Origin of the sequence: Fluviicola taffensis DSM 16823, assembly GCF_943372375.1 — a bacterium.
Taxonomy (GTDB): Bacteria; Bacteroidota; Bacteroidia; order Flavobacteriales_D; family Crocinitomicaceae; genus Fluviicola; species Fluviicola taffensis_A.
In genome coordinates, this window is record NZ_CALRYJ010000002.1 from 366005 (window position 1) to 389469 (window position 23465).

25 protein-coding genes and 1 other RNA gene are annotated in these 23465 nt (G+C 40.6%); 20 read left to right on the top strand and 6 right to left on the bottom strand.

The genetic code is table 11. The features are described from left to right. Positions 1-184 precede the first annotated feature (184 nt). Positions 185-514 (bottom strand): hypothetical protein, encoded by a 330-nt coding sequence (locus tag AAG807_RS04910; RefSeq protein ID WP_341901310.1) that lies wholly within the window; start codon positions 512-514, stop codon positions 185-187. A gap of 179 nt (positions 515-693) precedes the next feature. Then, positions 694-1308 carry a hypothetical protein gene (locus AAG807_RS04915; RefSeq protein ID WP_341901312.1) on the bottom strand — a complete coding sequence of 205 codons (615 nt, stop codon included), beginning with the start codon at positions 1306-1308 and terminating at the stop codon, positions 694-696. Between the two features lie 184 nt (positions 1309-1492). Between AAG807_RS04915 and AAG807_RS04920 the strand changes: the two genes are divergently transcribed. Next, positions 1493-2422, top strand: coding sequence for a lipase family protein (locus AAG807_RS04920; RefSeq protein ID WP_341901313.1), 930 nt, complete (start codon positions 1493-1495; stop codon positions 2420-2422). Positions 2423-2503: 81 nt separating this feature from the next. Here the strand turns inward: AAG807_RS04920 and AAG807_RS04925 are convergent, their stop codons facing one another. Then, entirely contained in the window at positions 2504-2938 is a 435-nt protein-coding gene (locus AAG807_RS04925; protein ID WP_341901315.1) for a hypothetical protein, read from the bottom strand. Positions 2939-3167: 229 nt separating this feature from the next. Between AAG807_RS04925 and AAG807_RS04930 the strand changes: the two genes are divergently transcribed. From AAG807_RS04930 to AAG807_RS04950, 5 genes are all read left to right on the top strand, one after another. Next, positions 3168-3539 (top strand): hypothetical protein, encoded by a 372-nt coding sequence (locus tag AAG807_RS04930; protein ID WP_341901317.1) that lies wholly within the window; start codon positions 3168-3170, stop codon positions 3537-3539. 2 nt (positions 3540-3541) lie between these two features. After that, positions 3542-4240, top strand: coding sequence for a ceramidase domain-containing protein (locus AAG807_RS04935; protein WP_341901319.1), 699 nt, complete (start codon positions 3542-3544; stop codon positions 4238-4240). 288 nt (positions 4241-4528) lie between these two features. Continuing rightward, on the top strand, positions 4529-5077 hold the full coding sequence (locus AAG807_RS04940) for a GNAT family N-acetyltransferase (protein WP_341901320.1): 549 nt from the start codon (positions 4529-4531) through the stop codon (positions 5075-5077). Between the two features lie 212 nt (positions 5078-5289). After that, on the top strand, positions 5290-6444 hold the full coding sequence (locus AAG807_RS04945; RefSeq protein ID WP_341901322.1) for an AI-2E family transporter: 1155 nt from the start codon (positions 5290-5292) through the stop codon (positions 6442-6444). 107 nt (positions 6445-6551) lie between these two features. Beyond that, positions 6552-7694 (top strand): WG repeat-containing protein, encoded by a 1143-nt coding sequence (locus AAG807_RS04950; RefSeq protein ID WP_341901323.1) that lies wholly within the window; start codon positions 6552-6554, stop codon positions 7692-7694. A 4-nt stretch (positions 7695-7698) separates the two neighbouring features. Here AAG807_RS04950 and AAG807_RS04955 read toward each other — a convergent pair whose 3' ends face one another. The 3 genes from AAG807_RS04955 to AAG807_RS04965 are packed head-to-tail and all read right to left on the bottom strand — an operon-like array spanning position 7699 to position 9875. Then, the gene (locus tag AAG807_RS04955) at positions 7699-8409 is read right to left on the bottom strand and encodes a diphthine--ammonia ligase (RefSeq protein WP_341901326.1); all 711 of its coding nucleotides are present in this window, start codon (positions 8407-8409) and stop codon (positions 7699-7701) included. After that, on the bottom strand, positions 8397-9251 hold the full coding sequence (locus AAG807_RS04960; protein WP_341901327.1) for an aminotransferase class IV: 855 nt from the start codon (positions 9249-9251) through the stop codon (positions 8397-8399). The genes AAG807_RS04955 and AAG807_RS04960 overlap by 13 nt, the downstream gene beginning before the upstream one ends. Next, complete coding sequence (locus tag AAG807_RS04965; RefSeq protein ID WP_341901328.1) at positions 9252-9875, bottom strand: rhomboid family intramembrane serine protease; 624 nt, start codon at positions 9873-9875, stop codon at positions 9252-9254. A 167-nt stretch (positions 9876-10042) separates the two neighbouring features. Here AAG807_RS04965 and AAG807_RS04970 point away from each other — a divergent pair, with 167 nt between their 5' ends. The 14 genes from AAG807_RS04970 (at position 10043) to AAG807_RS05035 (ending at position 23423) form a co-directional block, all read left to right on the top strand. Then, a complete protein-coding gene (locus AAG807_RS04970) occupies positions 10043-11536 on the top strand; it encodes a L,D-transpeptidase family protein (RefSeq protein ID WP_341901330.1) in 1494 nt (497 codons plus the stop codon). A 124-nt stretch (positions 11537-11660) separates the two neighbouring features. Next, positions 11661-12311 carry a ribulose-phosphate 3-epimerase gene (rpe, locus tag AAG807_RS04975; protein ID WP_341901332.1) on the top strand — a complete coding sequence of 217 codons (651 nt, stop codon included), beginning with the start codon at positions 11661-11663 and terminating at the stop codon, positions 12309-12311. Continuing rightward, entirely contained in the window at positions 12312-12725 is a 414-nt protein-coding gene (locus AAG807_RS04980; RefSeq protein ID WP_341901334.1) for a hypothetical protein, read from the top strand. Between the two features lie 67 nt (positions 12726-12792). Next, positions 12793-14199, top strand: coding sequence for an OmpA family protein (locus AAG807_RS04985; RefSeq protein WP_341901336.1), 1407 nt, complete (start codon positions 12793-12795; stop codon positions 14197-14199). Between the two features lie 50 nt (positions 14200-14249). Then, a complete protein-coding gene (locus AAG807_RS04990) occupies positions 14250-14720 on the top strand; it encodes a hypothetical protein (RefSeq protein ID WP_341901338.1) in 471 nt (156 codons plus the stop codon). 178 nt (positions 14721-14898) lie between these two features. Continuing rightward, positions 14899-14997, top strand: an RNA gene (ffs, locus tag AAG807_RS04995) — signal recognition particle sRNA small type. A gap of 559 nt (positions 14998-15556) precedes the next feature. Continuing rightward, positions 15557-16213, top strand: a complete 657-nt coding sequence (gene fsa, locus AAG807_RS05000; RefSeq protein WP_341901340.1) for a fructose-6-phosphate aldolase — start codon at positions 15557-15559, stop codon at positions 16211-16213. A gap of 151 nt (positions 16214-16364) precedes the next feature. Then, on the top strand, positions 16365-16865 hold the full coding sequence (locus AAG807_RS05005; RefSeq protein ID WP_341901341.1) for a DUF6702 family protein: 501 nt from the start codon (positions 16365-16367) through the stop codon (positions 16863-16865). Between the two features lie 2 nt (positions 16866-16867). Further along, positions 16868-19156 carry a M1 family metallopeptidase gene (locus AAG807_RS05010; protein WP_341901343.1) on the top strand — a complete coding sequence of 763 codons (2289 nt, stop codon included), beginning with the start codon at positions 16868-16870 and terminating at the stop codon, positions 19154-19156. 24 nt (positions 19157-19180) lie between these two features. Next, positions 19181-19786: a hypothetical protein gene (locus AAG807_RS05015; protein ID WP_341901345.1), complete on the top strand. Its 606-nt coding sequence runs from the start codon at positions 19181-19183 to the stop codon at positions 19784-19786. Next, positions 19764-19907: a hypothetical protein gene (locus tag AAG807_RS05020; protein ID WP_341901347.1), complete on the top strand. Its 144-nt coding sequence runs from the start codon at positions 19764-19766 to the stop codon at positions 19905-19907. The genes AAG807_RS05015 and AAG807_RS05020 overlap by 23 nt, the downstream gene beginning before the upstream one ends. 34 nt (positions 19908-19941) lie before the next feature. Further along, entirely contained in the window at positions 19942-20571 is a 630-nt protein-coding gene (locus tag AAG807_RS05025; protein ID WP_341901349.1) for a hypothetical protein, read from the top strand. After that, positions 20568-21092, top strand: a complete 525-nt coding sequence (locus tag AAG807_RS05030; protein ID WP_341901351.1) for an NADPH-dependent FMN reductase — start codon at positions 20568-20570, stop codon at positions 21090-21092. The genes AAG807_RS05025 and AAG807_RS05030 overlap by 4 nt, the downstream gene beginning before the upstream one ends. Positions 21093-21467: 375 nt before the next feature. Further along, entirely contained in the window at positions 21468-23423 is a 1956-nt protein-coding gene (locus AAG807_RS05035) for a T9SS type A sorting domain-containing protein (protein ID WP_341901353.1), read from the top strand. Positions 23424-23465 lie beyond the last annotated feature (42 nt).

A 23465-nucleotide genomic window follows, 5' to 3' on the forward strand; every position in this document is an offset into this window, starting at 1 on the left:
TAAAATATCCAAAGAGAATCCCAAGGCGACAAGAAAAATAATTCCATTACATACTACTCCAAAAATAGAAGCCTCGTGTCCTTCGTGCTCTTTGTGGTTCAATTCCATGGAGGATTTTGTAAACAAAAAAAACGGCCATTAGCCGTTTCATTTTCTCATCTTTCAGTAATTTGAATATAGTTGACTATTTCTGTACCTGAAATTTGAATGTGTAATGGAAGGTGTTTCCGATCAAATTTTGGGGTACTTTGATCTTGATTTGTTGCACTTGTTTTTCGATTGCGGCCTTCATTTCCTCCGATGCCGAAGCTATTTCCAGTATTTCGATTTGATTTTCTGCTAAAACACGCACCTTTAGATAAACGGTTGTTTCGATTCCTTTTGAGCGCAATGACTCAGGATAGGAAATTTTGCGGTGCATGATGCGGTCCAATAAGTTGTCACCGTTTCCTGCAAAAACGAATGAACCGGTAGTGGTTAAAAATAGTGCGATAAATAGGATTGTTGCTTTCATATCTAAAATTATTATTGGTTTCTCGTAAGACCAACTCATCCTTGATTTGTTACAGCTCCTATTATTTTTTAATTGTTAAAGAATGTGAAAGCCCATTTCTCAACAGTAAAATGAGCAATGATATAATCTGCGTTATCTGCGGAATCTGCGTGCAAAAAACGGGAATCTTCGCGAGTATCTTACTTCTTCAATGCGCTCTGACGTTTTTTGATGTCTTCCGGAATTTCTCCCGCAATCAACCAGTCCGGATCCATTCCGTAGTGAATGGCAGCTTGATTTAACAATCGGTTTGCACGAATCAGTTCGCCTAATTGTTCCAGATCCGACCTGAAATCCGCCTGGTAATCCTCATGCATCGCTTGGATCAGGATCAATATCTTGAAAACCCGCGCAAGCACATACAAACTGAATTTATGTCCTTTTATTCGTGAATAATTCGCAATTGTCTGATTGTTTGCCTGAAGTATTTCATTGAGCATTAGCAGATTGAGACTAATTTCCCCGAACTTGTCCTTGGTGATCTTCACCTGTTTGGTGATTTCCCCGCTTAAGGAACGCATATCAGCCAGAAGATCGTGATTCGAGAAACGATGTTTACTCATACTCGCCACGCGTTTTGAAACCATCACCTCCAATTCGGCCCGGCGACCTTCCACAGTTTGCGTACTGACCAATTCAAAATACAACTGATCCGCAAGGGGCACATCCTTTTTCAATAACCTCAAAAGCAATTTATCTTTTTCCTTTACAGGTAAATTGATCAAAGCATCCTTAAACTCTTTTTCAAATATCATGATCGTCTCTGAATACTTTCTTTGTTTGTTTGTTCAGGATGAAATTAAGAATAGAACGGGAAATAACCAAAATAGCATGGATGCAAAAAGGATATTCCCGAAAATTTAGACACCAGATCCGTTGCTGTTTCGGTTTTGCTTTTATTTTTACAGGATAAATACTTTAAACCAAACACTATTCATTATGAGTAACATTTCATTGCCCTGTCAGTTGCTATGTGCTTCTGCCTCAGCCTATGCCATTACTCCTACCGACCCGAGCGGTCAGTACAATCCGCTAGGTTCCGATTCTCCTTTTCAAAATCAATACGATGCGGTTGGTTTCATTGGAGATCCTTACATCGTAACCGCAGATCAGATCGAAGCTGCCCTGGTAGGACAAACCGCAAACGGAATCATTGTAGCTTTCAGGGGAACCCTTCCTCCTGCTATGAATTGGGATTCTTTTTTCGATTGGTTACAGGACTTCATGGCTCCGACAACCAGTAATGTCAATCTTCCGGGAGAAGTACATGAAGGATTTCTTTTCGCTCTGGGTTTGTTGAGGGATGGAATAATGGATGCTATCCGGGAACTCGACCCGACAGATTCGCTCCCTATTTATATTACCGGACACAGTAAAGGCGGCGGAATTGCTCCGATTGCAGCCATGTATTTTAAGAATGCATACAGCCTGAATATTACTCAGACAATCACCTTTGCCGGTCCGAATTGTGGAAACACTGATTTTGCGAACACATACAATGAAACGTTCCCCAATCATGTGCGCTACGAGAATTACTTGGATATCGTACCGCTTTTGCCTCCTGACAGTGAGTTTATTGCGCTTTTGGAAGCCATCCCGGATCTGCCAACTTCCTTTGTGAACAAGTTGAACGACATGAAAGCGTATGACTACCAACCTGTAGGAAGTTTGATGTACATCGATTCCAGTGCCGTAGCAAAACCATACTCTACTTGGGAAGCCGATTTGCTATTACCTGTCCGCATGGCTGAGATCACGGAGAAAATAGTAACATTCGACCTGTCAGCAATTGGAGATGCGCATCATGCGAGTTGCGGACATCGTTACATGCAGGGAACCTGTTCCGGAACAACCATTTGTCCGGTATAAGAACCGATTCACTAAGTTGTTAAAAGGTGGTCTGAGAAATTGGATCGCCTTTTTTCTGTCTTGTCAGCTGAATTCAGGGAATTAAAAATCCAGGATATCTGAATCGATTCTTCGGTCTTTCACCGGTTCCGTAATCGCCTTGGTAAAAGATTGTGCGATCAGGATGACTTGGCAAATCAGCAGGAGGTAAAAGCCGCTGAGCATTTCATCGGGTAATGGAGCTTCGTGTCCGTTTGATGTTCCATAGATGAGCAATCCCAGGGAAACAATGAAAACGCAGGTGGTCAAAATGGCTGTAACCAGTGATTTGGGGAAAAAGAAACGGGATAACAACAGGACTAGTGCAATCAACAGATTGGTGAGTGCAAACAGGGACCCGAAACCATTGAAAACCCAAAGCGTCAGTCCAAAATCCGGAGATTCATAGATCTTCACGATTACAAAACTGTCTTCCGGAATGCTTCCCTTCACTCTCGGACCTTCATAAAATGGCAGGAACATCGAAAGTAGAATCATTCCAAAGCAAATGAGAGTAAGGATTTTAGTATTGCTTTTCATGCAGAAGATCGGTCAGATCCATTTTCAGTTTAGTGAACTAATTTAAGGTTTTAAGCGAACAAAGTTTCAGGAAAGACGAAGATTCAATCACTAAATCATTCGTTTTATTCATTTAGAAGTTCATTAGGGAGCTTAAATTGATTCATTTTGAGAACTTTTTAGTTAATTTGCATAAAACTTACTAAACATGAAAAAACTAATTTTCCTATCTCTTTGTATCGTTTCAGTATATGGTTGTACGAAAGAAAAGTTTGCGATTAACCACTCTTTTTGGTACAGGTCAGCTACAGCAGATGATTTGGCAGCTTATGGGATAGATGAATTGACATTGTTTGTAGATGGAGTTGAGATTTCCACAAATGATGCCTATGTGCATTATACAGGTGAACCTGCTTGTGGTACGGGTAATTTCGTTTACATGGATAATATGTTCAAGAGAGAAAATAAAACCCATTCATACACGATTTTGGATGAAGGTGATAGCTTGATTTTCTCAGGTTCATTTCAGATGAAACAAAAAACCGGTTGTGAAGCAACAGAATTGGTTTTCGGTTTCTGATTTTGTCCCTGTACTCCTTCATTCAACTTGTTTCGGTACCTGATTCCGGTCCCATTTACCGGGAGACGGTTGATTTATCATTATGGATTGTTGAGCCATGGAACGCTTGGTCTTCATTGACCTTTCTGATTCCCGTATTCATCTTTTTGTGGCAACTTCGCGGGCGCTATTCCGAATACCGATTCATCGTCTGGTTTTGTTGCCCGCTATTGGTTCTGGGTGGATTTGGAAGTACCTTTTTCCACGCTTTCCGCTCTTCCACCCTGTTGCTACTAATGGATGCCATCCCAATTGTGATCTTGGTGATTGGAATCAGTATCTGGATGTGGTTGAAAGTGCTTCCGAAAAAAAGCCACATCATCTGGGTTCTGTTGATTTTCTTTGGTCTGACTTTTTTAACCACCTTTTTCCTAAGTGGTCAGGATCGTATTTCAGCCGGTTATTTTATCAGAGGATGGATGTTACTCCTTCCCTGTTACCTGTTTCTGCGTCAAACCAAATTCAAAAATGCAAGCAGATTGTTTGTCGCAATTGTGTTTTTTGCACTTGCCCTCCTCTTCCGGTTTTTGGATGAAAAAATAGAAATCACCTGGATGCCTTGGGGCACACATTGGTTATGGCACATCTCAACAGCTTTTGGCGCTTATTTTTTAGGCGAATATCTGATTCACAGTTATAAAGTGAAAAGAGAGAAAGTTTGAACTCTTTGTAATTCGTTTCGCACATTTGTAAATCCTGCTCTTAATGCGAATTCGCACAAAAAAGTTAGTGTATGGATCAAGCATAGATAGAGCATAGATAAAGCATAGATAGAGTATGAAAGTGTTATGGATTTAACACGCGTTTTTACTGCGATTCAGCAATGTTTTGCGTCAAAAAGCAGCATTTTTATTTTCGCGCCTCACACTAAAAGTGACCTTTTCACTACACATAAATGTGAATTATAGAAAATCCAACAATTCGGCATTCGTAATTCGTAATTTCGCATAATGAAGTTTTCCCCAAAAACAGTTGGTTTAAAAGACGGGCGTACCATCTTGCTTCGTCATGTGGAAGTTTCCGATGCACCCAAAGTCATCGAATTCGTTCATGGCTTTGTCTATGACGAAGAATTCGTTCCTTTAAGTGAAGGAGAGTTTAACCCGACACTTGCCGAAGAGGAGCAGATTCTGTCCAATTACATCGAACGCCCGAATTCCCTTTTTTTAGTAGCGGAATTCAACGGGAAGCTTGTTGGGAATATTAACGTCGACGGACATCAGCGAAAAATCATGCGGCACACAGCCGTTTTTGGAATGGGGATGCACAAAGAATGGCAATCCTGCGGACTGGGAACAGCACTATTGAATGGGGCAATTGATTGGGCCAAAAATGATTCCGAATTGGAGATTCTTTACCTGCAAGTATATGCCGAAAATGAAGCAGGCTTGGCTTTGTACCGGAAAATGGGATTTGTGGAACATGGACGAATTCCAAATTTTTTCAAGCAGAATGGCCGTTACCACGATGAAATTTCCATGCACCTGCTCTTGAAATAAGTTATTTTCAATAAGTTGCTCCGGATATTTTGGTAATCGTGGAAAATAAGCTACTTTCGCTCCGAGATTACAGCGACATAAAACTAGATTTCTGAGTTAAAATTGCTAAGGGAGTATTGGTAAAACAGGCTCCCTTTTTTTTATGGCTTTTAGTTTATTAACAGATAAAGCCCGATTATCTTCTTATATTTAAGAAAAGTCAAGGTCAGTCTATGGAAAATTTGCAAGTCAATTATCAGAAACGTATTTTCACAATTCTCCTCCTTTTTGTGATAGCCGCTATTATTTATTTAGGAAGCAGTATCCTGTTCCCTGTTGTTCTGGCTTTCATATTTGGGGTTTTGATTCGACCGATAGATTCATTCTTACAGAATAAATTGCATTTCCCGAAAATAATTTCCGTCATTATTACTGTAGCGATTGCCGTCGTCATCTTTGCGGGAGTCTTGTTTTTACTCGGGCTTCAGTTGAAGGATTTCTTTAGCGACCTCCCTACTCTGGAGAAGAACATGATGAAAGTCATTCACGATGTGGGAGATTGGATCAATAAGACCTTTGGAATGACAAACTTCCAGCAGGAGAAGCTCGTGAAGGAAAATTTCATGAAAGGAGGAAGTTTGGTTTCCATGGAAAGTTTCGGAAACATTACCGGAGCGTTGGTGAACTTTATTTTGGTGCCGCTTTACCTGTTCCTGTTTTTGTTCTATCGGGAGCTGTTATTGGGATTCCTGATGAGATTGGTCCCTGCGAAAAGTGCTGAAAGAATGCAGATCGTAGTGAATGACATCAAAGTCATTATCCGCATGTACATTTTGGGCTTGTTAATTGAAATCGCGATTGTAGCGGCTTTGACAACCTTGGGATTGTGGTTGATAGGTGTGAAATATGCTTTGTTCCTTGGACTGTTGGTTTCCTTGCTGAACCTGATTCCATACGTTGGAATTCTCATTGCCAATTTCTTGAGTTGTTTGATTTCGCTTTCTAACAATCCGAATCTGGAGCAGTCTGTCTTGGGAGTTTTAGCCATTATCGGTGCTGTACAGCTGATCGATAACAACGTGATCTTGCCACGGGTTGTTGGTTCCAAAGTGAGGATCAATGCCCTTGCATCTATTTTATGTGTGATCATAGGAGGTACACTCGCGGGAGTTCCCGGAATGTTCCTTGCAATTCCGATTACGGCGATCCTGAAGGTTATTTTTGATTCAGTTCCGAATCTGGAGCCGTATGGCTATTTGTTGGGAGATGAATTGCCGAAAGCCCTGTCCTGGACGAAAAAGAAACGGGTAACGAAGGAAATAGTCAAGGATCAGATAAAGAATCCGAATCCAAAGGAGTCAACCACAACTAAGTCTAAAGAGGAATAAGTCCTGAAATCAGGAGCCAAAAGCGTGTTCATGAGTTCGTTATTTTTTTGTTTTTTTGCATGAAATAGATTAATAACGCACCGATGTGTAATACCCCAAAATATAAAATGGTGATCCTGATTTTGCTATTGGTGATGTTCCAAAGCTATAGTTACGGTACTTCAGGTAACGAATATAGAGAGACTATTTTTAATTCAGAGCTGGAATCCGACAGTCTCAAGCCATTAGCGGCTTACCAATATGTTTATTCGTTTAAGGAAGGGCGCGCAATTGTTGTAATCAATAAAAAATATGGGTTCATTGACAAAGAAGGGAATTACACGATACCTTGTCAATACGATTATGCCTATGATTTCAGCAATGGATTTGCACTGGTAAAATACGGTGAAAAGTTTGCTTTCATTGACCCTTCCGGTAAAGCGCTTACCTCATTTAAATATGATGCTGCAAGCGATTTCCAAAACGGAAGAGCATTGGTGAAGTTTAATATGAAATGGGGCTTTATTGATGAAAAGGGAACAGAAATCATCCCGTTGATCTACGATAGTGCCAATGAATTTGAAGACGAAGAATTAACCACTGTTGAAGAAATGGGCCACTGGTTCATAATCGATAAAATGAATAACCGAAAACCGGTAATCCATGATGCGGATCATATAGGTCCCTTCAATGACGGGCTTGCGGCCATCAGGATCGGAGTAAAAAGCGGTTGTATGGATAAGCAGGGAAACATGGCTGTTCAGCCCAAATACGACCTCATATTCTATTTCCGGGAAGGACTGGCTCTGGTTGAATTGAACGGAAAGCGTGGATTCATCAACAGAAAAGGACAAGAAGTTGTTCCGTTAGTATATGATGGTTTTCCGGGTTTTAAGGAAGGAATGGCAGCTGTAAGTGTTGGTGATAACTTTGGCTTTATTGATAAGAACGGTAAGATGGTTGTTGCACCGAAATACAGGAATGTCTATAGTTTTTACGATGGCCTGGCACGGGTAAAGATCGGGAGTAAATTGGGCTGTATCAATCAGAAAGGTCAACTGATCATTCCGGCAGTTTACGATGAAATACAAGTTGGAGAAGGAATTCTTGGTGTTATAGCCGATAAGAAAGGGCAATTTCTTGATTTAAACGGGAACCTACTATTTCCTGAAGTGTATGAGAATTTATACGGTTTCAGCGATGGAGCCGCTTTGGTGTTGAAAAACGGGAATTGGTTTTTCATTGATAAACAGGGACATCGATTGTTTTAAGAATTTAAACAGGAATAAGATCCTGAAACCAGAATCCGTAGCTAATGGCTTCACCGTCTTTGTTTTTTGATTCGTATGTTTTCAGGACTTGCTCTCCTGGCTCAAATTCGATGGGCTTTGAAAAGAGCGGACCATCGAATACAAAGGTGTGAAATTCGCCATTTTCTCCACATGGATCTACAGTTTCAGGTAAGTCTGCAAGAAACTGCGCGTCAATCACTCGGCCAACAAACTCTTTTCCCAATTTGGATGAATCCACGCACACCACAATGGTTTTAAATCCGGAATTCACGAATTCATGAACCAAATTGCCAGTGTCTTCTTTCCAAAGCGGGAAATGTGCGGAAATACCAACCTCTTCCAGCTTTCGTTCGCGGTAAGTTCTGAGGTCTTCCAGGAAAATATCACCGAAAATACAATCAACAATCCCTTCCGATTTTAATTCCTGAATGGCAGTGTTCATGACCGATTCGTAAGCCTGCATGTCTGAACTGCTTGGTAATTCAATGGTCTTAGTGGGAATCCCGATAGATTCAGCTTGTCTGAGCAGCAATTCCCTGCGAACTCCGTGCATGGAAATACGATCCGCTTCCTGGTTCAGGGTCGTGAGTAAATACCGAATGTCGAAGGAGGGATTTTGAAGGATTCGATAAAGTGCCAGTGTACTGTCTTTTCCTCCGCTCCAATTGAAATAAGCTGGAATCACACGTCCCATTCTTCATTCAGGAAAGCCACGATTTTACGAGCCGTCGTATTGAAATAACGTTTCGTACGGTATCCACCGATCCAGGTGATTCCACGAACAGCATTCGTTAGGAATACTTCGTCTGCTACCAGTAAGTTGGATGGCAGGATCGGACATTCATATACTTTCAATCCGTTTTTCAATGCCAGGTTGATCACCTGCATGCGCATCGTACCGGCTAAACAGCCATCCGAAAGACTTGGTGTGTAAAGAACACCATTACTCACAACAAAGATATTGCTGTGTGAGCTTTCAAGGATCTGACCGTTGTCATTGGTGATCAGCATATCGTCCAAGCCTTTTTCTTTTGCAGAAATGGCAGCCAGAACATAGAGGATTCCGTTTTTAGTCTTGTAATTTGAAAGGATATTTTTGGTTTTTCGAATATCCTGGTAAAGATCCACTTCCAATCCTTTTGCATTCAGACTGAATAGGTTGTTTTCAATGGGATAAACCTCAATGAAATAACTAACTTCATTTGAATCAGGAAGATAAGTGCCTCCTCCTAAACGATCAATTGAAAGCCTGATTCTCCCACCCTCTGTTATTTTGGATGCTTGGATCAATTCGTCAATTTGTTGCTGAAAGAATTCCGTGGTATAAAAAGCCGGAAAACGCATTTTCAAAACTTTTGCAGCTTCAGATAAACGTGAAAAATGATGCGCCAGGTTCAATACCTTCCCATTCATTACACGAATACTTTCAAAAAGTCCGTCTCCGTAGGTGTATCCTCTGTTTCCCGCAGCAATGGAATATCCTGTGTTACTGAGTATTTTACCGTTGTTATTTACGAATAATTCTTGATCGCTCATTTAAAGAAGGTTTTGAAATGCAAAAATCACTTGTTCAATATTAGTAATTAAAATGAAAATAATCCCGAAAACTGCCCCGGATATATGTGCATCGTGTGCAATAGTTGTTTTTTTGTTGCGATCCGAATAAATTTCGAAGGCGAGATAAAGCAATCCGAAGATCCAGGCAGGTATTGGAATGGGAAGAAGTATCAGAGCAATCTCCATACTAGGAGCAAGCATGATCATCGCAAACAAAATGGCAGATGTAACACCTGAAAGTCCTAAAGATCTGTAGTTTGGATTGTCTTTGTGACGGAAATAGGAGATTGAACTGGAAGCAAACATGGCAATCAAAGCAAAAGCCCAGAAGATGATTTCTCCCGGCAACGGACCGTAAAAATTGAACAAATATTTTTCAAAAGGTTTTCCGAAGAAAAAAAGCGTGATCCCGTTAAAAAGTAAATGATTGAAGTCTCCATGCAGAAAGGCATGTGTGATAAATCGGTAATATTCCTTTTCATGTTTTACCAGGTAAGGGCTAAACAGGTATTTCTCCATGAAATCACGGTTATTAAAACCCGTAAATGACATGATTGCCATTGTTCCTAGCAAGATGTATGTTGAATAAATTTGAGGCTCCATATTTGAGGAATAAGTATCTTGCGGTAAAATTGCTCATTATTTTTTGATCCTTTATGAAAATTAGCAGACTTATCTTACTATTTCTCACACTTTCACTCACGTTTGCGCTAATAAGATGTTCCTCCGAAATCGATAATCAAGATCCCATTTTTGACCAGAAAGTTTCATTGAAAAAGAGAATCGCATTGGCAATCGATGCTGATTTATTAACAAAATTAGAATTTCCGGAAGCGATTAAGGATTCGGTCTATGCCTTTTACAAATCACGCGATTTCAGACCTGTTTGGGCAAATGACTCCATGCTGGTTGAAAAAGGTGTCAAATGGAAGGAATTATTGGATTTCCCATGCGCATTAGGACTTCCGGATAACCGACTGTTTCAATTTAAAACAGATTCGCTGTGCAAAACTTCCATTATCCAGGAATTTCTGCTTACGGCGCGCTTAGCCCAGTTGCAGCAGGATCTAAAAGTTGGTTTTTTGGATACAGCTGTAAAAGCATACCGGCCAATCACATCCATTGATGTGAAGTCATTGACCCGATCTGTGAAGCAAATGGATACGGTGAAGAACTGGGGAGTTTGGTTTTCGAAAATGGGACCTTCCAGACCGGAGTATCAGGTGCTTGCCAGAGCATTGTTCAAATATGCATCAAAAAAGGAGCTTTCAAACATTCATTTTGAAGTTCCTGCTTTAGTAGAAGATTCTCTTCGCTGCCTGGAATTGGCGGAAGAATCCTTGATAGATAAAGGCTATCTGGATCCTAAAAAGACAGATGATGAATCCTTTTGGGATGCAATGAGTCGTTTTCAGGGAGATAATGGGTTGAAACCGGACGGAGTGATTGGAATATATACCCGAAAAGCATTGGACGAATCGGTACGTTACAAATGTCACCGCGCCATTTTGTCCATGGAACGCTGGAGATGGCGTGCTCCTTTCCCTGAGCGCTATTTGTGGGTGAATATCCCGGAATATAAGTTGCGTCTTTTTTACAACGACAGTTTGCTTTCCGAACACCGCGTGGTTGTTGGAAAACCCGAAAATCAGACACCGCAATTGAGCTCCAGGCTGCGCGCAATTATTACACTGCCCTACTGGACACAACCCCAAACGATTGCCAGTAAGGAGTTCTTACCTGCAATTCAGCGCAACTCAAATTATGCAGCTAAGAATCACTACAAAGTTTATCGCGGTGAAACGGAAGTGGATCCGACTACCATCAATTGGAAACGCTACAAGGAAAAGAATTTCCCGTTCCGGGTAAGACAGGAACCCGGTAGTGACAATGCATTGGGCTTGGTGAAGTTTGAATTCAATAACAAATACGGAGTGTATATTCACGACACACCTTCGAAAGGATTTTTCAACAAGGATATCCGCGCCTATTCCCATGGATGTATGCGTTGTGACATGCCCGATTCCCTGGCGCGATTCATACTTACACGCGATGATAGACAGAAAATGACACGTGACTCACTGGATACGCTGATAGCCCGCCAGGAGCATTTTTCTATTCCCTTGAGAAAACCGATTCCTTTACAGGTCGATTACATTACAGTTGTTACAAATGAAAAGGGCGCCTTGTTGTTTTTCCCGGATGTCTATGATCGGGATAAGGAATATTTGAAGATGATGAAGGTCTACCCTAAAGTGAATTAAAAATTCAAAATTAAAAATGCAAAATTGACATGAAATCGCACGCTTAGATGAGATCAGTCATATCTAACTTTTGCATTTTGCATTCTACATTTTGAATTTAAAGTATTTTTGTAAAAAATACTTTATGTCTGTTATCATTGCTCCTTCTATTTTATCATGCGATTTTGGAAACCTGGAACGCGATTTTGAATTGATTAATCAAAGTGAGGCGGATTGGTTTCATGTAGATGTGATGGACGGAGTATTTGTTCCCAATATCTCTTTTGGCTTCCCGATAATCTCGGCTTTGAAAAAAGTGGCTAAAAAGACCATTGATTGTCATATCATGATTGTGAATCCGGATCAGTATGTCACTGATTTTGCGAAAGCCGGAGTAGATATCCTGACAGTTCATTACGAAGCTTGTACGCATTTACACCGCACCATTGGGGCGATTCATGAAGCGGGAATGAAAGCTGGAGTAGCTTTGAATCCACATACACCTGTTTCTGTTTTGGAAAATGTGATTGCAGATTTGGATTTGGTTTTGATTATGTCGGTAAATCCGGGGTTTGGCGGACAGAAATTCATTCACCAGGCAATTGAAAAAGTGAAACAGACCAAAGAATTGATCGCAAAATCAGGATCCAAAGCAATCATTGAAGTAGATGGAGGTGTGAATACCGAAACCGGAAAATTATTGGTTGATGCCGGAGCTCAGGCCTTGGTTGCAGGTAGTTTTGTATTCAATAGTCCGGATCCGAAAGCAACCATTTCTTCCTTGAAGCAGCTCTAAATGCTCGATTTTTTCCAGCAACGATTTTCTTACATCCATCAATTAAATTTGAGTTGGATTTCCCATCTGACCAAAGATGATACGGATATTCCCTGGGATATCAAAGTAGCCATTTCCCAATTGATCAACGCACAGCACATTGCGGTTTGCGGAATCCTGGATTTGGAAATAGAATCCGATCTGAACGATGTGCTTCCTGAAATGCATTGGGATTCTTTGGAACGCGACAACTACAAACAATGGATGAATGTCTTCTTGCAATTCAACCAGGGACTTCAGGATAACATAGAATGGCTGACTCCGCTCCTATTCAAATCACTCCATGAAACTGCACAATACATCGGACAATTGAAATTACTCGTCGCACAGCACGGAATGGAAGAATTGGATGAAACGCTTTTAAGAGTTGATTAGTCATTTTTCTTTTTTGAGGGAATTTTTGAGGGTTGTTTACTTTTTTTCATTCTCGACATCTTCCTGTATGAAGTACTTGGTTTCCCTTTTTATTTTGTTTTTAAGTCTTTCGAATCTGCAAGCCCAAGAGGAATTTTGCAAAGCAAGCAGTGTTTTCTTTGATTTGAATAAGTCCAAATTGAGATCAGAAGGTCAATCCACCTTGGATAGCTTGTTTTTGGCCATGAACGGCTATGAATTCATTCTGGAAGCTTATGGATATGCTGACACTTCCCATACTTCGGTGTACAATCGAAAACTTTCCCAGCAAAGGATAGATGGTGTTTTGAGTTATTTGAAATCAAAAGGAGTCAAGCCAAAGGAAATCCGTGTATTCAATGAAGGTGAGGATTTCAATGAGCTTATTTTTAGTAAAGTGGCTGCTTTTCAGCGCCGGGTGGATATCTATTTAACACCAGTTGAAGGCGATGATGTGATATTCAAATCAGAAACCGGAGTTGTCATTACCAGAGAGCTATCCTCTTTTGGAGATTGCGGAATTTGTGCCTTAAAACCAAAAATGAAATACCTTCAGACGGAAAATGAAGCCAATGCGAATGGGATCGATCTGATCACAGACAAAGGGGAGCGTTTGGTGACGTATGGAATGGTTTTGTTTGACACCGATACCTGTGCATCTATTCCGGAAGAAAAACAAAGAACAATAGAAACTTGTATGGAAATGCCTGCTCCTGTCTGGAACAATCAGGTGAAATTGTTCGAATTGGTGGAGCAATCCGGGAATGACAATTGGAGACTGTTGGGAGATACGGTTATTTATGATTCAATAGCGCATGTAGTTCGATTCTGTTCGCGTGCACGGAGAGTTAATTGTGACCTGGTTTTAGATAATTATAATCCTACGCCTCTGAATTTGATTTTGCCCGAGGAGACACAAACAGGAAAATCGTTCTTCATACATGTCTCACCGAAGAACTCCGAAAAATTATACAACGATACGGTGAAGTTTCCAAATGATATAGAAACAGTGATCAGTTATTTTAAGATAGGAAAAGATTGGTATTTGTTCCGAGACGAACGGACCAGGATCGTACGTCAGTTTCTTAACAGGGATTCTGTTTCACCAACATCTTGTTTGATTTATGCTTCCGATTACAAAATTGCTCCATCGATTGGTGAGATAGAATTGAAGGTGAAGTTGAAAAGCTACGATAAAATCGGTTATTACAATAGCGATTTCGATCTTTTTGTTCCGCTCGAAAGACAAGAGGGAAGCACCTACTATGGACAAATGTACCAGAATGGTTTTGAATTATGTTACCTCAAGAATGATCGATATTACATCGAAAAGAACCATGCGAAAAAACTGAAGGTGAAAATGAAAGATGGACATGCGCATGCAAAAATCAAACAGACATACTTCTTGAAAAAGAATCGTTTGGGTTGGAAACGGGCGAAACGGATCATCCTTTAGTGAAAATGCATTTTTTCCTTAATTTAGTGGAAGATTAACTTAACGTGTAAATGCGTCTCATACTTTCCATACTTGTTTTACTTTCGCTCACTCTTTGTTCAGTTTCCTGCGAGCACAAGACCAAATCGCCTCAAAACACAGACGAGCGCTTGTCATTTGTGAATGATTCTGTAACAGATTTGGAGCTGGTTGCCAAACAATTAAAAGACACTTCTAAGGAAACAGTAACCTACGAATTATCTATTCTGAATCATTCCTCCAGAGTTCGGACATTCAAGTTTTTTGCAACAATGGATGTAGGAATCCGTTGTGAAGGAGGTTCACTGGTTGTTGATGAAATCCATTGCAATTCGTCGCCAACCTATTATCAGCCGGTTTTGGCTCATGGATCGTTTAAACACAGAGTTGAACTGATACGTGAAAGTTTACGTAACCCCAAATTTTACTGGAAGTTGACCGAGGTGGATGGTATCAATTGGGATTCTGCAATTATTGGGACGATTAATTTGGAAACTCAGTAGAAATCTATTAAAATTCTACGTAACGCTATGTTCTCTGTAGTTTCTTAATTTACCACATAGAGCTGAGGGCGCAATTCATTTGTTTGATTGTGAGTTAATTAACAGTCTGAATCAAATGATTTGAGAAAAATTCCTTTTTTGAGTTCATTATCTCTAAGAAAACACTAATTTTGCGGCGGGGTAAGTCTTTTACGACCAGCTCCCTCTTAATCCTCCAGGACGGGAACGTAGCAAAGGTATGAGGTTGTAGCGGTGCGATAAGAGTAGCTTACCCCTCTTTTTTTGTCCAAAATTCCGGGTTCCCCCATTCACATTCTTTTTTATCCCACAGACGGGCACAGGTGAACACAGAAGATTTTCTGTGTTTATTTATCAGATGTTGTTTGCGTTGTTCAGCATAACTAGGAGAAAAACAAATATGTGAAGCATTCTTTCACCTCATATTACTCATTTATTATCTGCATCCAATAAACATCTGTGTTCCTCCGTGTACCTCCGTGGGAAAATAAGAATATCTCATCTAGGTTTATCTGCACCCTGCATCAACGCTGAATAGGCGTAACCGTTCCGCTGGATAATTTCTGTTACTCACACTCTCACAAATAAGAATCTGCGTAAATCCCCTAAATCTGGGTAAAAATAAACCTCTGCGCGCGCGTTCCTTCGTGAGAGAAAATCTACGCAATCTATTCACAAATAAACCTATGCACCTCCTCTAAGGAAACTGAGCGTAGTCGAAGTTCCGTTCTCTTATGTGGAAAAAAAATCGGCATTCGGCATTCGTAATTCGTAATTAGTTACTAAATGGGTTTACTTTTGCAAGAAATACATAAAACATGAAATTTTTCATCGATACAGCAAACCTGAACGACATTCGCGAGGCATACGATCTGGGAATCCTGGATGGTGTCACAACCAATCCGTCTTTAATGGCTAAAGAAGGAATCACAGGTCAGAACAATATTTTGAAACACTATGTGGAGATCTGCAAAATTGTAGACGGACCGGTTAGCGCGGAAGTGATTGCAACTGATTATGACGGAATGATCCGTGAAGGAGAAGCTTTGGCTGAATTGCATAAGAATATTGTGGTGAAAATTCCAATGACAACAGAAGGAATTAAAGCAATCAAGTATTTTTCCACAAAAGGGATCAGAACCAACTGTACCTTGATTTTCAGCGCAGGACAAGCATTATTGGCAGCGAAAGCAGGTGCAAGCTATGTTTCTCCGTTCGTTGGTCGTTTGGATGATATCTCCACAAATGGAATGGACTTGATCCAACAAATTCGAATCATCTTCGATAACTACGGATTTGAAACGGAAATTCTTGCAGCTTCCATTCGTCACCCAATGCATATCATTCAATGTGCGGAAATCGGTTCGGATGTCATGACAGGACCATTAAGTGCAATCCTGGCTTTGGCAAAACATCCTTTGACGGATAACGGATTGGCTCAGTTCCTGGCGGATCACGCTAAGGGCAATAAGTAATACAAATATTTAAAGTTCAAGTAATTCATCATTAGGAATTACTTGAACTTTATCCCACTTTTTCGCGTGCTTAACCAAATTATTCCTCCTTTGGTCAAAAAGTGACCCGCTTCTAAGTGCATTCTGTTATTTTTGCGGTAATATTCTATTTATGAAGAAACTCTTTGCAGTCTTTGCGTTTTTCTCTGTCTTGTTTTCAGCAAATGCTCACGAGTATTATTTTGCTTTTGGCGAGGTGGAATACAATGAATCGACCAAAAAGCTGGAAGTGACTTTAGAAGTGAATGCACACGACCTGGAGTTTGACATGAAGAAATCAGATGCCAAATTAACTGGTCACATCGAAGAACAGACTCAAAATCCAAACTTCAAAACACAACTGGAGGTTTATCTCACTCAAGGATTCAAGATAACGAATAATGATCTGACACTGACCTTAAAGCTGGTCGGTTTCGACGTTTTACCCAATGGATTGCTTTACGCCTACATGGAAAGTCAGCCGGTGGAATTGGATAAACAATTGTTCTTTACGTTCAATCTGCTAATGGATTCCTTTCCCGACCAACAAAACAAGGTCACATTTATTCGGAATAAACAAAAACAAACAGCTGTATTTTTGCCTTCCAAACCTACAGAAATGATAACCCTGTAATTATGAAAAAAATCTTTGCTCTGACAATTGCGCTTTCAGGATTGAGCGTTTCGGCACAAACCAAATTTGCCCAGTTGGATATTGAATTGCCGACTCCAAATGAATACCGGACTGCTGCAGGAGCACCTGGTCATGGATACTATCAGCAAAAAGCGGATTACAAGATGAATCTGACCTTGGATGATACCAAGCAAACCATTCGCGGGGAAGAAGTCATTACCTATACCAATAATTCCCCGGATGTATTGGAATACCTTTGGTTGCAGTTGGATCAGAACATCTTTAAACCGGATTCCGACAGCAAATTGATTGCAGTGGAGAAAATGGAGGATTTCCAGTCCATCAAGGATGTGGAGCGCAAATTGATGACCTTTGAAGGTGGTTTCAACATTGAAATGGTGGCTACTGTGAATGGAGAGAAAATGCATTATGCGATCAATAAGACCATGATGCGTATCGATCCGGCAAAACCACTCGGACCAAAGCAAAGCATTTCATTCAGGATCAAATGGTGGTACAACATCAATGACCGCATGAAATTTGGAGGAAGATCCGGGTACGAATACTTCGAAAAGGAGGACAATTACTTGTATACGATCGCACAGTTCTTCCCAAGAATGTGTGTCTATAATGACGTAGAAGGCTGGCAGAACAAACAATTCCTTGGAAAAGGGGAATTCACTCTTCCTTTTGGTGATTACGATGTGTCGATTACGGTTCCTTCCGATCACATTGTGGCTGGAACAGGTGAATTGCAAAATGGAGCTTCGGTAATGACTGCCGAGCAAAAACAGCGAATGGATAAAGCTAAAAGTTCCAACTCTCCTGTTTTGATCGTGACTCAGTCTGAAGCTGAAAATGCAGAGAAGAATAAGGCTACAAGTACCAAAACCTGGAATTTCAAAGCGAAAAATGTGCGTGATTTTGCATTCGCGACTTCCCGTAAATTTATCTGGGATGCTCAGAATACGGTCGTGAAAGGAAAAAACATCTTGTGCATGTCTTATTACCCGAAAGAAGGAAATCCATTGTGGGAACGTTATTCAACCAAATTGGTGGCGCACACGATTCAGACTTATTCGAAATACACGATCGATTACCCTTATCCGGTTGCCATTTCGGTTCACTCCAATCAAATTGGTATGGAATACCCGATGATCTGTTTCAATGGCGGAAGACCGAATGAGGACGGAACTTACTCGGAGCAAACCAAATACGGAATGTGGGGCGTTATTATCCACGAGGTCGGACACAATTTCTTCCCGATGATCATCAATTCGGATGAACGTCAATGGTCTTGGATGGATGAAGGACTGAATACCTTCGTTCAATACTTGACAGAACAGGAATGGGAACGCGGTTATCCGTCCAGAAGAGGTCCGGCGGCAATGATCACGGATTACATGCGTGGAGATCAAAAGTTCATTTCTCCGATTATGACCAACTCAGAGTCAATCTGGCAATTCGGGAACAATGCTTACGGAAAACCGGCAACAGCTTTGAATATCTTGCGAGAAACAGTCATGGGACGTGAATTATTCGATTTTGCATTCAAAACGTATTGCGAGCGCTGGAAATTCAAACACCCTACTCCTGCTGATCTGTTCCGTACAATGGAAGATGCATCCGGTGTGGATTTGGATTGGTTTTGGAGAGGATGGTTCTATTCGACCGAGTATGTGGACATTTCATTGGATTACGTAAAGAACTTCGAGTTGAACTCCAATAATCCGGAAGTTGAAAAAGCGGCTAATAAGAAAGAAGCAGATTCAAAGCCACAATTTATCGGAGATATCCGAAATAAGGAATCCATTAAGCAAACGGTGAACGAAAGAGATACGCTGATTGACGATTTCTATGCGAAACGGGATATTTACAAAGTAGATCGTTTGGATAAGAAAGAATACGATGAATTCCAGGCAAAACTGACCCCGGAACAAAAGAAATTGTTGAATTCGAAGAAACAGTTCTATGAACTGGCTTTCACGAACAAAGGCGGATTGGTTAGCCCGGTGATCATTCAGGCAAAATTTGAAGACGGTTCCACGGAAGAAGTGCGCATTCCGGCTGAAATTTGGAGAATGGACGATCTGACGGTTACCAAAGTGTTGATCTTTGATAAACCGGTGGTTTCATTTCAATTGGATCCGTTCCTGGAAACAGCAGATTGCGATGTGAACAACAACTCCTTCCCTCCTGCTTCCAAACCGTCGAAATTCCAGTTGTTCCAGCAAAAACAGAGCAACGAGAATCCGATGCAGCGCCAGAAACGTTTGGAGAGTGGGAATTAATCGGTTATCCAATAAATTAGCAAGATGAAAAACGGGATTGTGGGCTTGGCTGCATTTGCTCTTATAGTAATGTCATTCACTACTTCGGAAAAGAAGGAAGTGGTAAAAGTAAGCGCTTTTCAAAAAGAGATCAAAGCCATGGGGCTTGAGTTCAGCATGCCTGCTGGTTATGAGGAATCGGACGTGAAAGAGAATCGTGATTTGCAGTATAGTTTCGCTATTAAAAATAAAACTGCAGATTTTGAAGTTCGTTACTCCGTTTGGTCGCTTAAGCCTGAACTGGAGGAATATGAAAAATGCAAAAAGGATCCGAATTGCCTCATGGTGCATCCGAATAAAACCTACACCGGACGAATTCAGGCAAATGTATTGAACATGACTGGTGGACAGGATTGGGATATTGGAGCCTTTCCTGCACAAGCTGTGAAAAGAGAATTCAATGCAGATGATGGTGGCTCTTCTTTTTTTGAATTCAATTGTGAATTCGGGAAAGGATACAAATATGGTCAGATGATTTACCTACACAAAGACAATGTGGCGGATGTGATTATCACCTACATGAGTAACTATAAAGACTCACATTCTGATCTAATGGAAGTTCCGTTTCATGCACTTACTTTTAAAAACTGAGACGTTTAGCGTTTCTCCATCCACAACAACCTCCATCCCATTGCCGATCCTAATCCTGATGGGAGCTGTTCTGATCGGAATGCTGTTTGTGTGGTGGAAATCGAAAAGAGACAAGAAATAAGCATTATCTTTGCCTCGAAATCATCTGAAAGCTCATGAGAAAATACATTTTAGCCACCATCCTGTTTACCATTCTTGGAACCTTCACATTCGCTCAAAAAGGGGAAGAGAAATTGGTGCGGGAATGTTTTGAAAAATACCGGACAGATTTATTGAATGATGATGGAGTTGCAGCAGCAGAAGATGTGAGTGTAAAAACGCTTCAGTATTATACCGACCTGTTGGAATTGACAAAGACTGCAGATTCGTCTAAGATCGAAACCCTTTCTGTCATGGATAAAATGATGGTCTTGATTCTTAGACTGAAAGTTTCAAAGGAAGAAATTCTATCACTTGACGGAAAAGGTCTTTTCATTTATGCCGTAAATAAGGGAATGGTTGGGAAAGGAAGTGTTGCAAACAATACGATAGGAGAAATTAAAATTAATAAGGATTTTGCAGCAGCCCAATTTGTTGCAAAAGGAAAGCCATCTGAAATATATTTTGAATTTTACAAGGAAGGAAGCTGGAAGTTAGATGTCACTTCATTGTTTCCAATGGCGACGATGGTTTTTGATAAGTTGATAACGGACAGCGGAAAGAGTGAGAACGAATTCTTATTGCCACTCATAGAAGCTTCAACGGGTAAAAAAGTCACCCCGGAAACCTGGTTGCCTCTGAAATGAAAACAATCCTGGCAATCATCGGAAGTGCAAGTGAAAACTCCACGAATCAACGACTGGTGGAATTCCTGGCTGCTCAAACCAAAAACGAGTTGGATTGGATTATTTTCAATGATTTGAAAAACATTCCTCATTTCGACCCGGAATTATCTGCGAACAATCCTCCGAAAGAAGTGATAGCTTTTAGAAAACAAGTCGAACAAGCGGATGGAATTATCATCTGTACTCCGGAATATGTATTCAGTATTCCTTCCGGATTGAAAAATGCAATTGAATGGTGCGTTTCAACCACCGTCTTCTCTGATAAACCAACCGGATTAATTACTGCATCTGCACAAGGAGAAAAAGGTCACGAAGAATTGCAGTTGATTATGAAAACGCTCATGGTGAAGTTCACGAATGAAACCACGCTGCTGATTTCCGGAATAAAAAGTAAGATTTCCATGTCAGGAGAACTCACAGATCCCAAAACCGAATCTGAATTAGAGCGATTTGTAAACTCTTTTTTGAGTTTTATTGAGTGAATGTAAACAATTGATTACGTGTAGATTTACTTTTTAATAAAGCGTGAATATATGAAAAAACAAACCGCTTTTTAACGAAAAATTCAACAAGTCAAATCGACCCGGATTCCGGAATTTTCTACTGCTTATTAAATCCAAAAACCAGTCCAAAATTTGATTTTTTCTTTTTTTTTAAAGAAAGTACACATGGCTCATCTCCATTTTCTCAGTTCTAAATCGATTTTTTGCTCTGAACAGTTTGTTGAGAATTAATATAGCTTTCAATTTACCCGAAAACTTAAAGCATTGTTATTACTGATTTTAAAGCTTTAAAATCAGTCGGTTGTAAATTTACTTCGGTTTCGAAACCATTATTCACTTTAAAAAAATTCGATTATGAAGAAAAGAAACAACACAATGAAACAATTGGTTGCCACAAGTGCAATCGCATTGATGGGATTTGTCGCAAATGGACAAATTTTGGAAACAATGGGAACCCTGGGAAGCGGTACTCAAACAATCGCAGCCAGAGAATCTGCTGGTAATTTCGCTCTTGTCGCTCTTACTTACACCGGGTCTGCAGACATGAGAACAACTACTCCTTCAACAGGTTACGCAGGAGCTTCAGGAGGTTACAACACCTTGATTCAGGCACAGGAAGATTTTGAAATGCAAGGAATCAATGCTGCTACTTGTACCACTGCTGATTCTATCCGCTTTGGTGTATTCAAATCAACGAATGCTTCCACCGGGATTGATTACTTGGTTTTGGAGTACAGTAACGATAATGGAGCTTCTTGGAGTTCAATGAGCTTTCCTGCATTACCAACGGGAACGGGAACTTCAAAATGGTACAAAAGAGCAGCGGCAATGCCTGCTGGAGCTTTAGTAGCAAACTTGCGTATTCGTTTCCGCAGCACATTGGTTGGAACTTCAAGCTCCAATCCGCAATTCAGAGTAGATGATATCTCAACGACTTGTGGTTCTACCGTTTCTTGTGGAGAGCAAACAGCAACAATCGCTGTTACAGGATCAACGATCCTTTGCGCGGGAAGCACTTTGCCGCAATTTACAGTTACTACTGACATTGAGAACCCTTTCTACCAATGGTTCAATCAAGATGGAACGATTGCAGGTGCAGATTCAGACGTTTTGACTGCGACAGGTTCAGGAACTTACTATGTAACTGTGAGCAGCGAAGATGGTTGTGAAGCTACATCTGTAAAAGAATATGTATTGGTTTACCCGGCAGCTCAATTCTGTCAGCCAAGATCTATTCAAGGTTGTCCGGAAGATGTGACACAAGTTTGTGTGAATGTAAAATCATCCGATTTGATCTTCTCTCAATACGTTGAAGGAACAGGATTCAACAAATACCTGGAGATCTTCAACGGAACATGTGCAGATGTAGATTTATCAGGATATGAATTGAGAGCATACCACAATGGTGCTTCATTCGCTGGTTTACCAACATATACTATCGCACTTTCAGGAACATTGGTTGCAGGAGACGTTTTTGTAGTGGCTCATGATTCTGCTACTGTTTGGACTGGAATTCCTGATTTATATTCAAAATTCCTTCAATTCAACGGAGATGATGCATTGGTATTGTACAAATTGGGTACAAGCAGCGCTGTAGATATCTTCGGTTCGGTAGGAAATGATCCGGGATCTGCTTGGAGAGATTCAGTAGCATTAAGCCCGACTTACCTTTGGTCAACTGAAAACAAGACTTTGGTAAGAAAAGCATGTGTTTACTCAGGAATCACTGTAAATCCTGATTTGGCTGGAATCTATGGTTTTCCAACTTTGTTTACTGAATGGGATTCATTGACTACCAATGATGTAACAGGTTTGGGAGTTCACGCTATCGGTGCTTCTGCATACAATTTCAGCGTAACTACCGGTGATGCAACTGTAGCATCAACTACTGGTAACTGTGCGAATATTGAGATCGGTACTGTAAACTCTGTAGTTACTGTAACAGGAACTTTCTGTGGATTCAATAGCTGTGGTGGTAGCACTACTTTTGCTGCAAATGTAAATGTGGATGGATGTGGTGAAGGTCGTAGCGCTTTGACAACTTCAGGAAATTCACAACTTGAATTGTTCCCTAACCCTACAACTGGTTTGGCAACTGTAACATTTACAACAAATTCAGATGAGCATGTTTCTGTAGTAGTATTCGACCTTTCAGGGAAAGAGCGTATGACTCTTGCTAACGAATTCGTAGCAAAAGGAACACACCGTTTACAAGCTGATTTGTCAAAATTGGCAGCAGGAACGTACCTTATCCGTATAGCTTCTGCTACTGAAAACCAAACACTTCGTGTAATTAAGACGGATAAATAGACATTCGTTAATTTATCTAACTACTTGAAAGAGTTCTTCCGT

Bases quoted from the DNA above. Each gene is read 5' to 3' on its own strand.
- AAG807_RS04910 (WP_341901310.1), bottom strand. From the start codon at position 514: ATGAAAGCAACAATCCTATTTATCGCACTATTTTTAACCACTACCGGT.
- AAG807_RS04915 (WP_341901312.1), bottom strand. From the start codon at position 1,308: ATGATATTTGAAAAAGAGTTTAAGGATGCTTTGATCAATTTACCTGTA.
- AAG807_RS04920 (WP_341901313.1), top strand. From the start codon at position 1,493: ATGAGTAACATTTCATTGCCCTGTCAGTTGCTATGTGCTTCTGCCTCA.
- AAG807_RS04925 (WP_341901315.1), bottom strand. From the start codon at position 2,938: ATGATTCTACTTTCGATGTTCCTGCCATTTTATGAAGGTCCGAGAGTG.
- AAG807_RS04930 (WP_341901317.1), top strand. From the start codon at position 3,168: ATGAAAAAACTAATTTTCCTATCTCTTTGTATCGTTTCAGTATATGGT.
- AAG807_RS04940 (WP_341901320.1), top strand. From the start codon at position 4,529: ATGAAGTTTTCCCCAAAAACAGTTGGTTTAAAAGACGGGCGTACCATC.
- AAG807_RS04945 (WP_341901322.1), top strand. From the start codon at position 5,290: ATGGAAAATTTGCAAGTCAATTATCAGAAACGTATTTTCACAATTCTC.
- AAG807_RS04950 (WP_341901323.1), top strand. From the start codon at position 6,552: ATGGTGATCCTGATTTTGCTATTGGTGATGTTCCAAAGCTATAGTTAC.
- AAG807_RS04955 (WP_341901326.1), bottom strand. From the start codon at position 8,409: ATGGGACGTGTGATTCCAGCTTATTTCAATTGGAGCGGAGGAAAAGAC.
- AAG807_RS04960 (WP_341901327.1), bottom strand. From the start codon at position 9,251: ATGAGCGATCAAGAATTATTCGTAAATAACAACGGTAAAATACTCAGT.
- AAG807_RS04965 (WP_341901328.1), bottom strand. From the start codon at position 9,875: ATGGAGCCTCAAATTTATTCAACATACATCTTGCTAGGAACAATGGCA.
- rpe (WP_341901332.1), top strand. From the start codon at position 11,661: ATGTCTGTTATCATTGCTCCTTCTATTTTATCATGCGATTTTGGAAAC.
- AAG807_RS04980 (WP_341901334.1), top strand. From the start codon at position 12,312: ATGCTCGATTTTTTCCAGCAACGATTTTCTTACATCCATCAATTAAAT.
- AAG807_RS04985 (WP_341901336.1), top strand. From the start codon at position 12,793: ATGAAGTACTTGGTTTCCCTTTTTATTTTGTTTTTAAGTCTTTCGAAT.
- AAG807_RS04990 (WP_341901338.1), top strand. From the start codon at position 14,250: ATGCGTCTCATACTTTCCATACTTGTTTTACTTTCGCTCACTCTTTGT.
- fsa (WP_341901340.1), top strand. From the start codon at position 15,557: ATGAAATTTTTCATCGATACAGCAAACCTGAACGACATTCGCGAGGCA.
- AAG807_RS05005 (WP_341901341.1), top strand. From the start codon at position 16,365: ATGAAGAAACTCTTTGCAGTCTTTGCGTTTTTCTCTGTCTTGTTTTCA.
- AAG807_RS05010 (WP_341901343.1), top strand. From the start codon at position 16,868: ATGAAAAAAATCTTTGCTCTGACAATTGCGCTTTCAGGATTGAGCGTT.
- AAG807_RS05015 (WP_341901345.1), top strand. From the start codon at position 19,181: ATGAAAAACGGGATTGTGGGCTTGGCTGCATTTGCTCTTATAGTAATG.
- AAG807_RS05020 (WP_341901347.1), top strand. From the start codon at position 19,764: ATGCACTTACTTTTAAAAACTGAGACGTTTAGCGTTTCTCCATCCACA.
- AAG807_RS05025 (WP_341901349.1), top strand. From the start codon at position 19,942: ATGAGAAAATACATTTTAGCCACCATCCTGTTTACCATTCTTGGAACC.
- AAG807_RS05030 (WP_341901351.1), top strand. From the start codon at position 20,568: ATGAAAACAATCCTGGCAATCATCGGAAGTGCAAGTGAAAACTCCACG.
- AAG807_RS05035 (WP_341901353.1), top strand. From the start codon at position 21,468: ATGAAGAAAAGAAACAACACAATGAAACAATTGGTTGCCACAAGTGCA.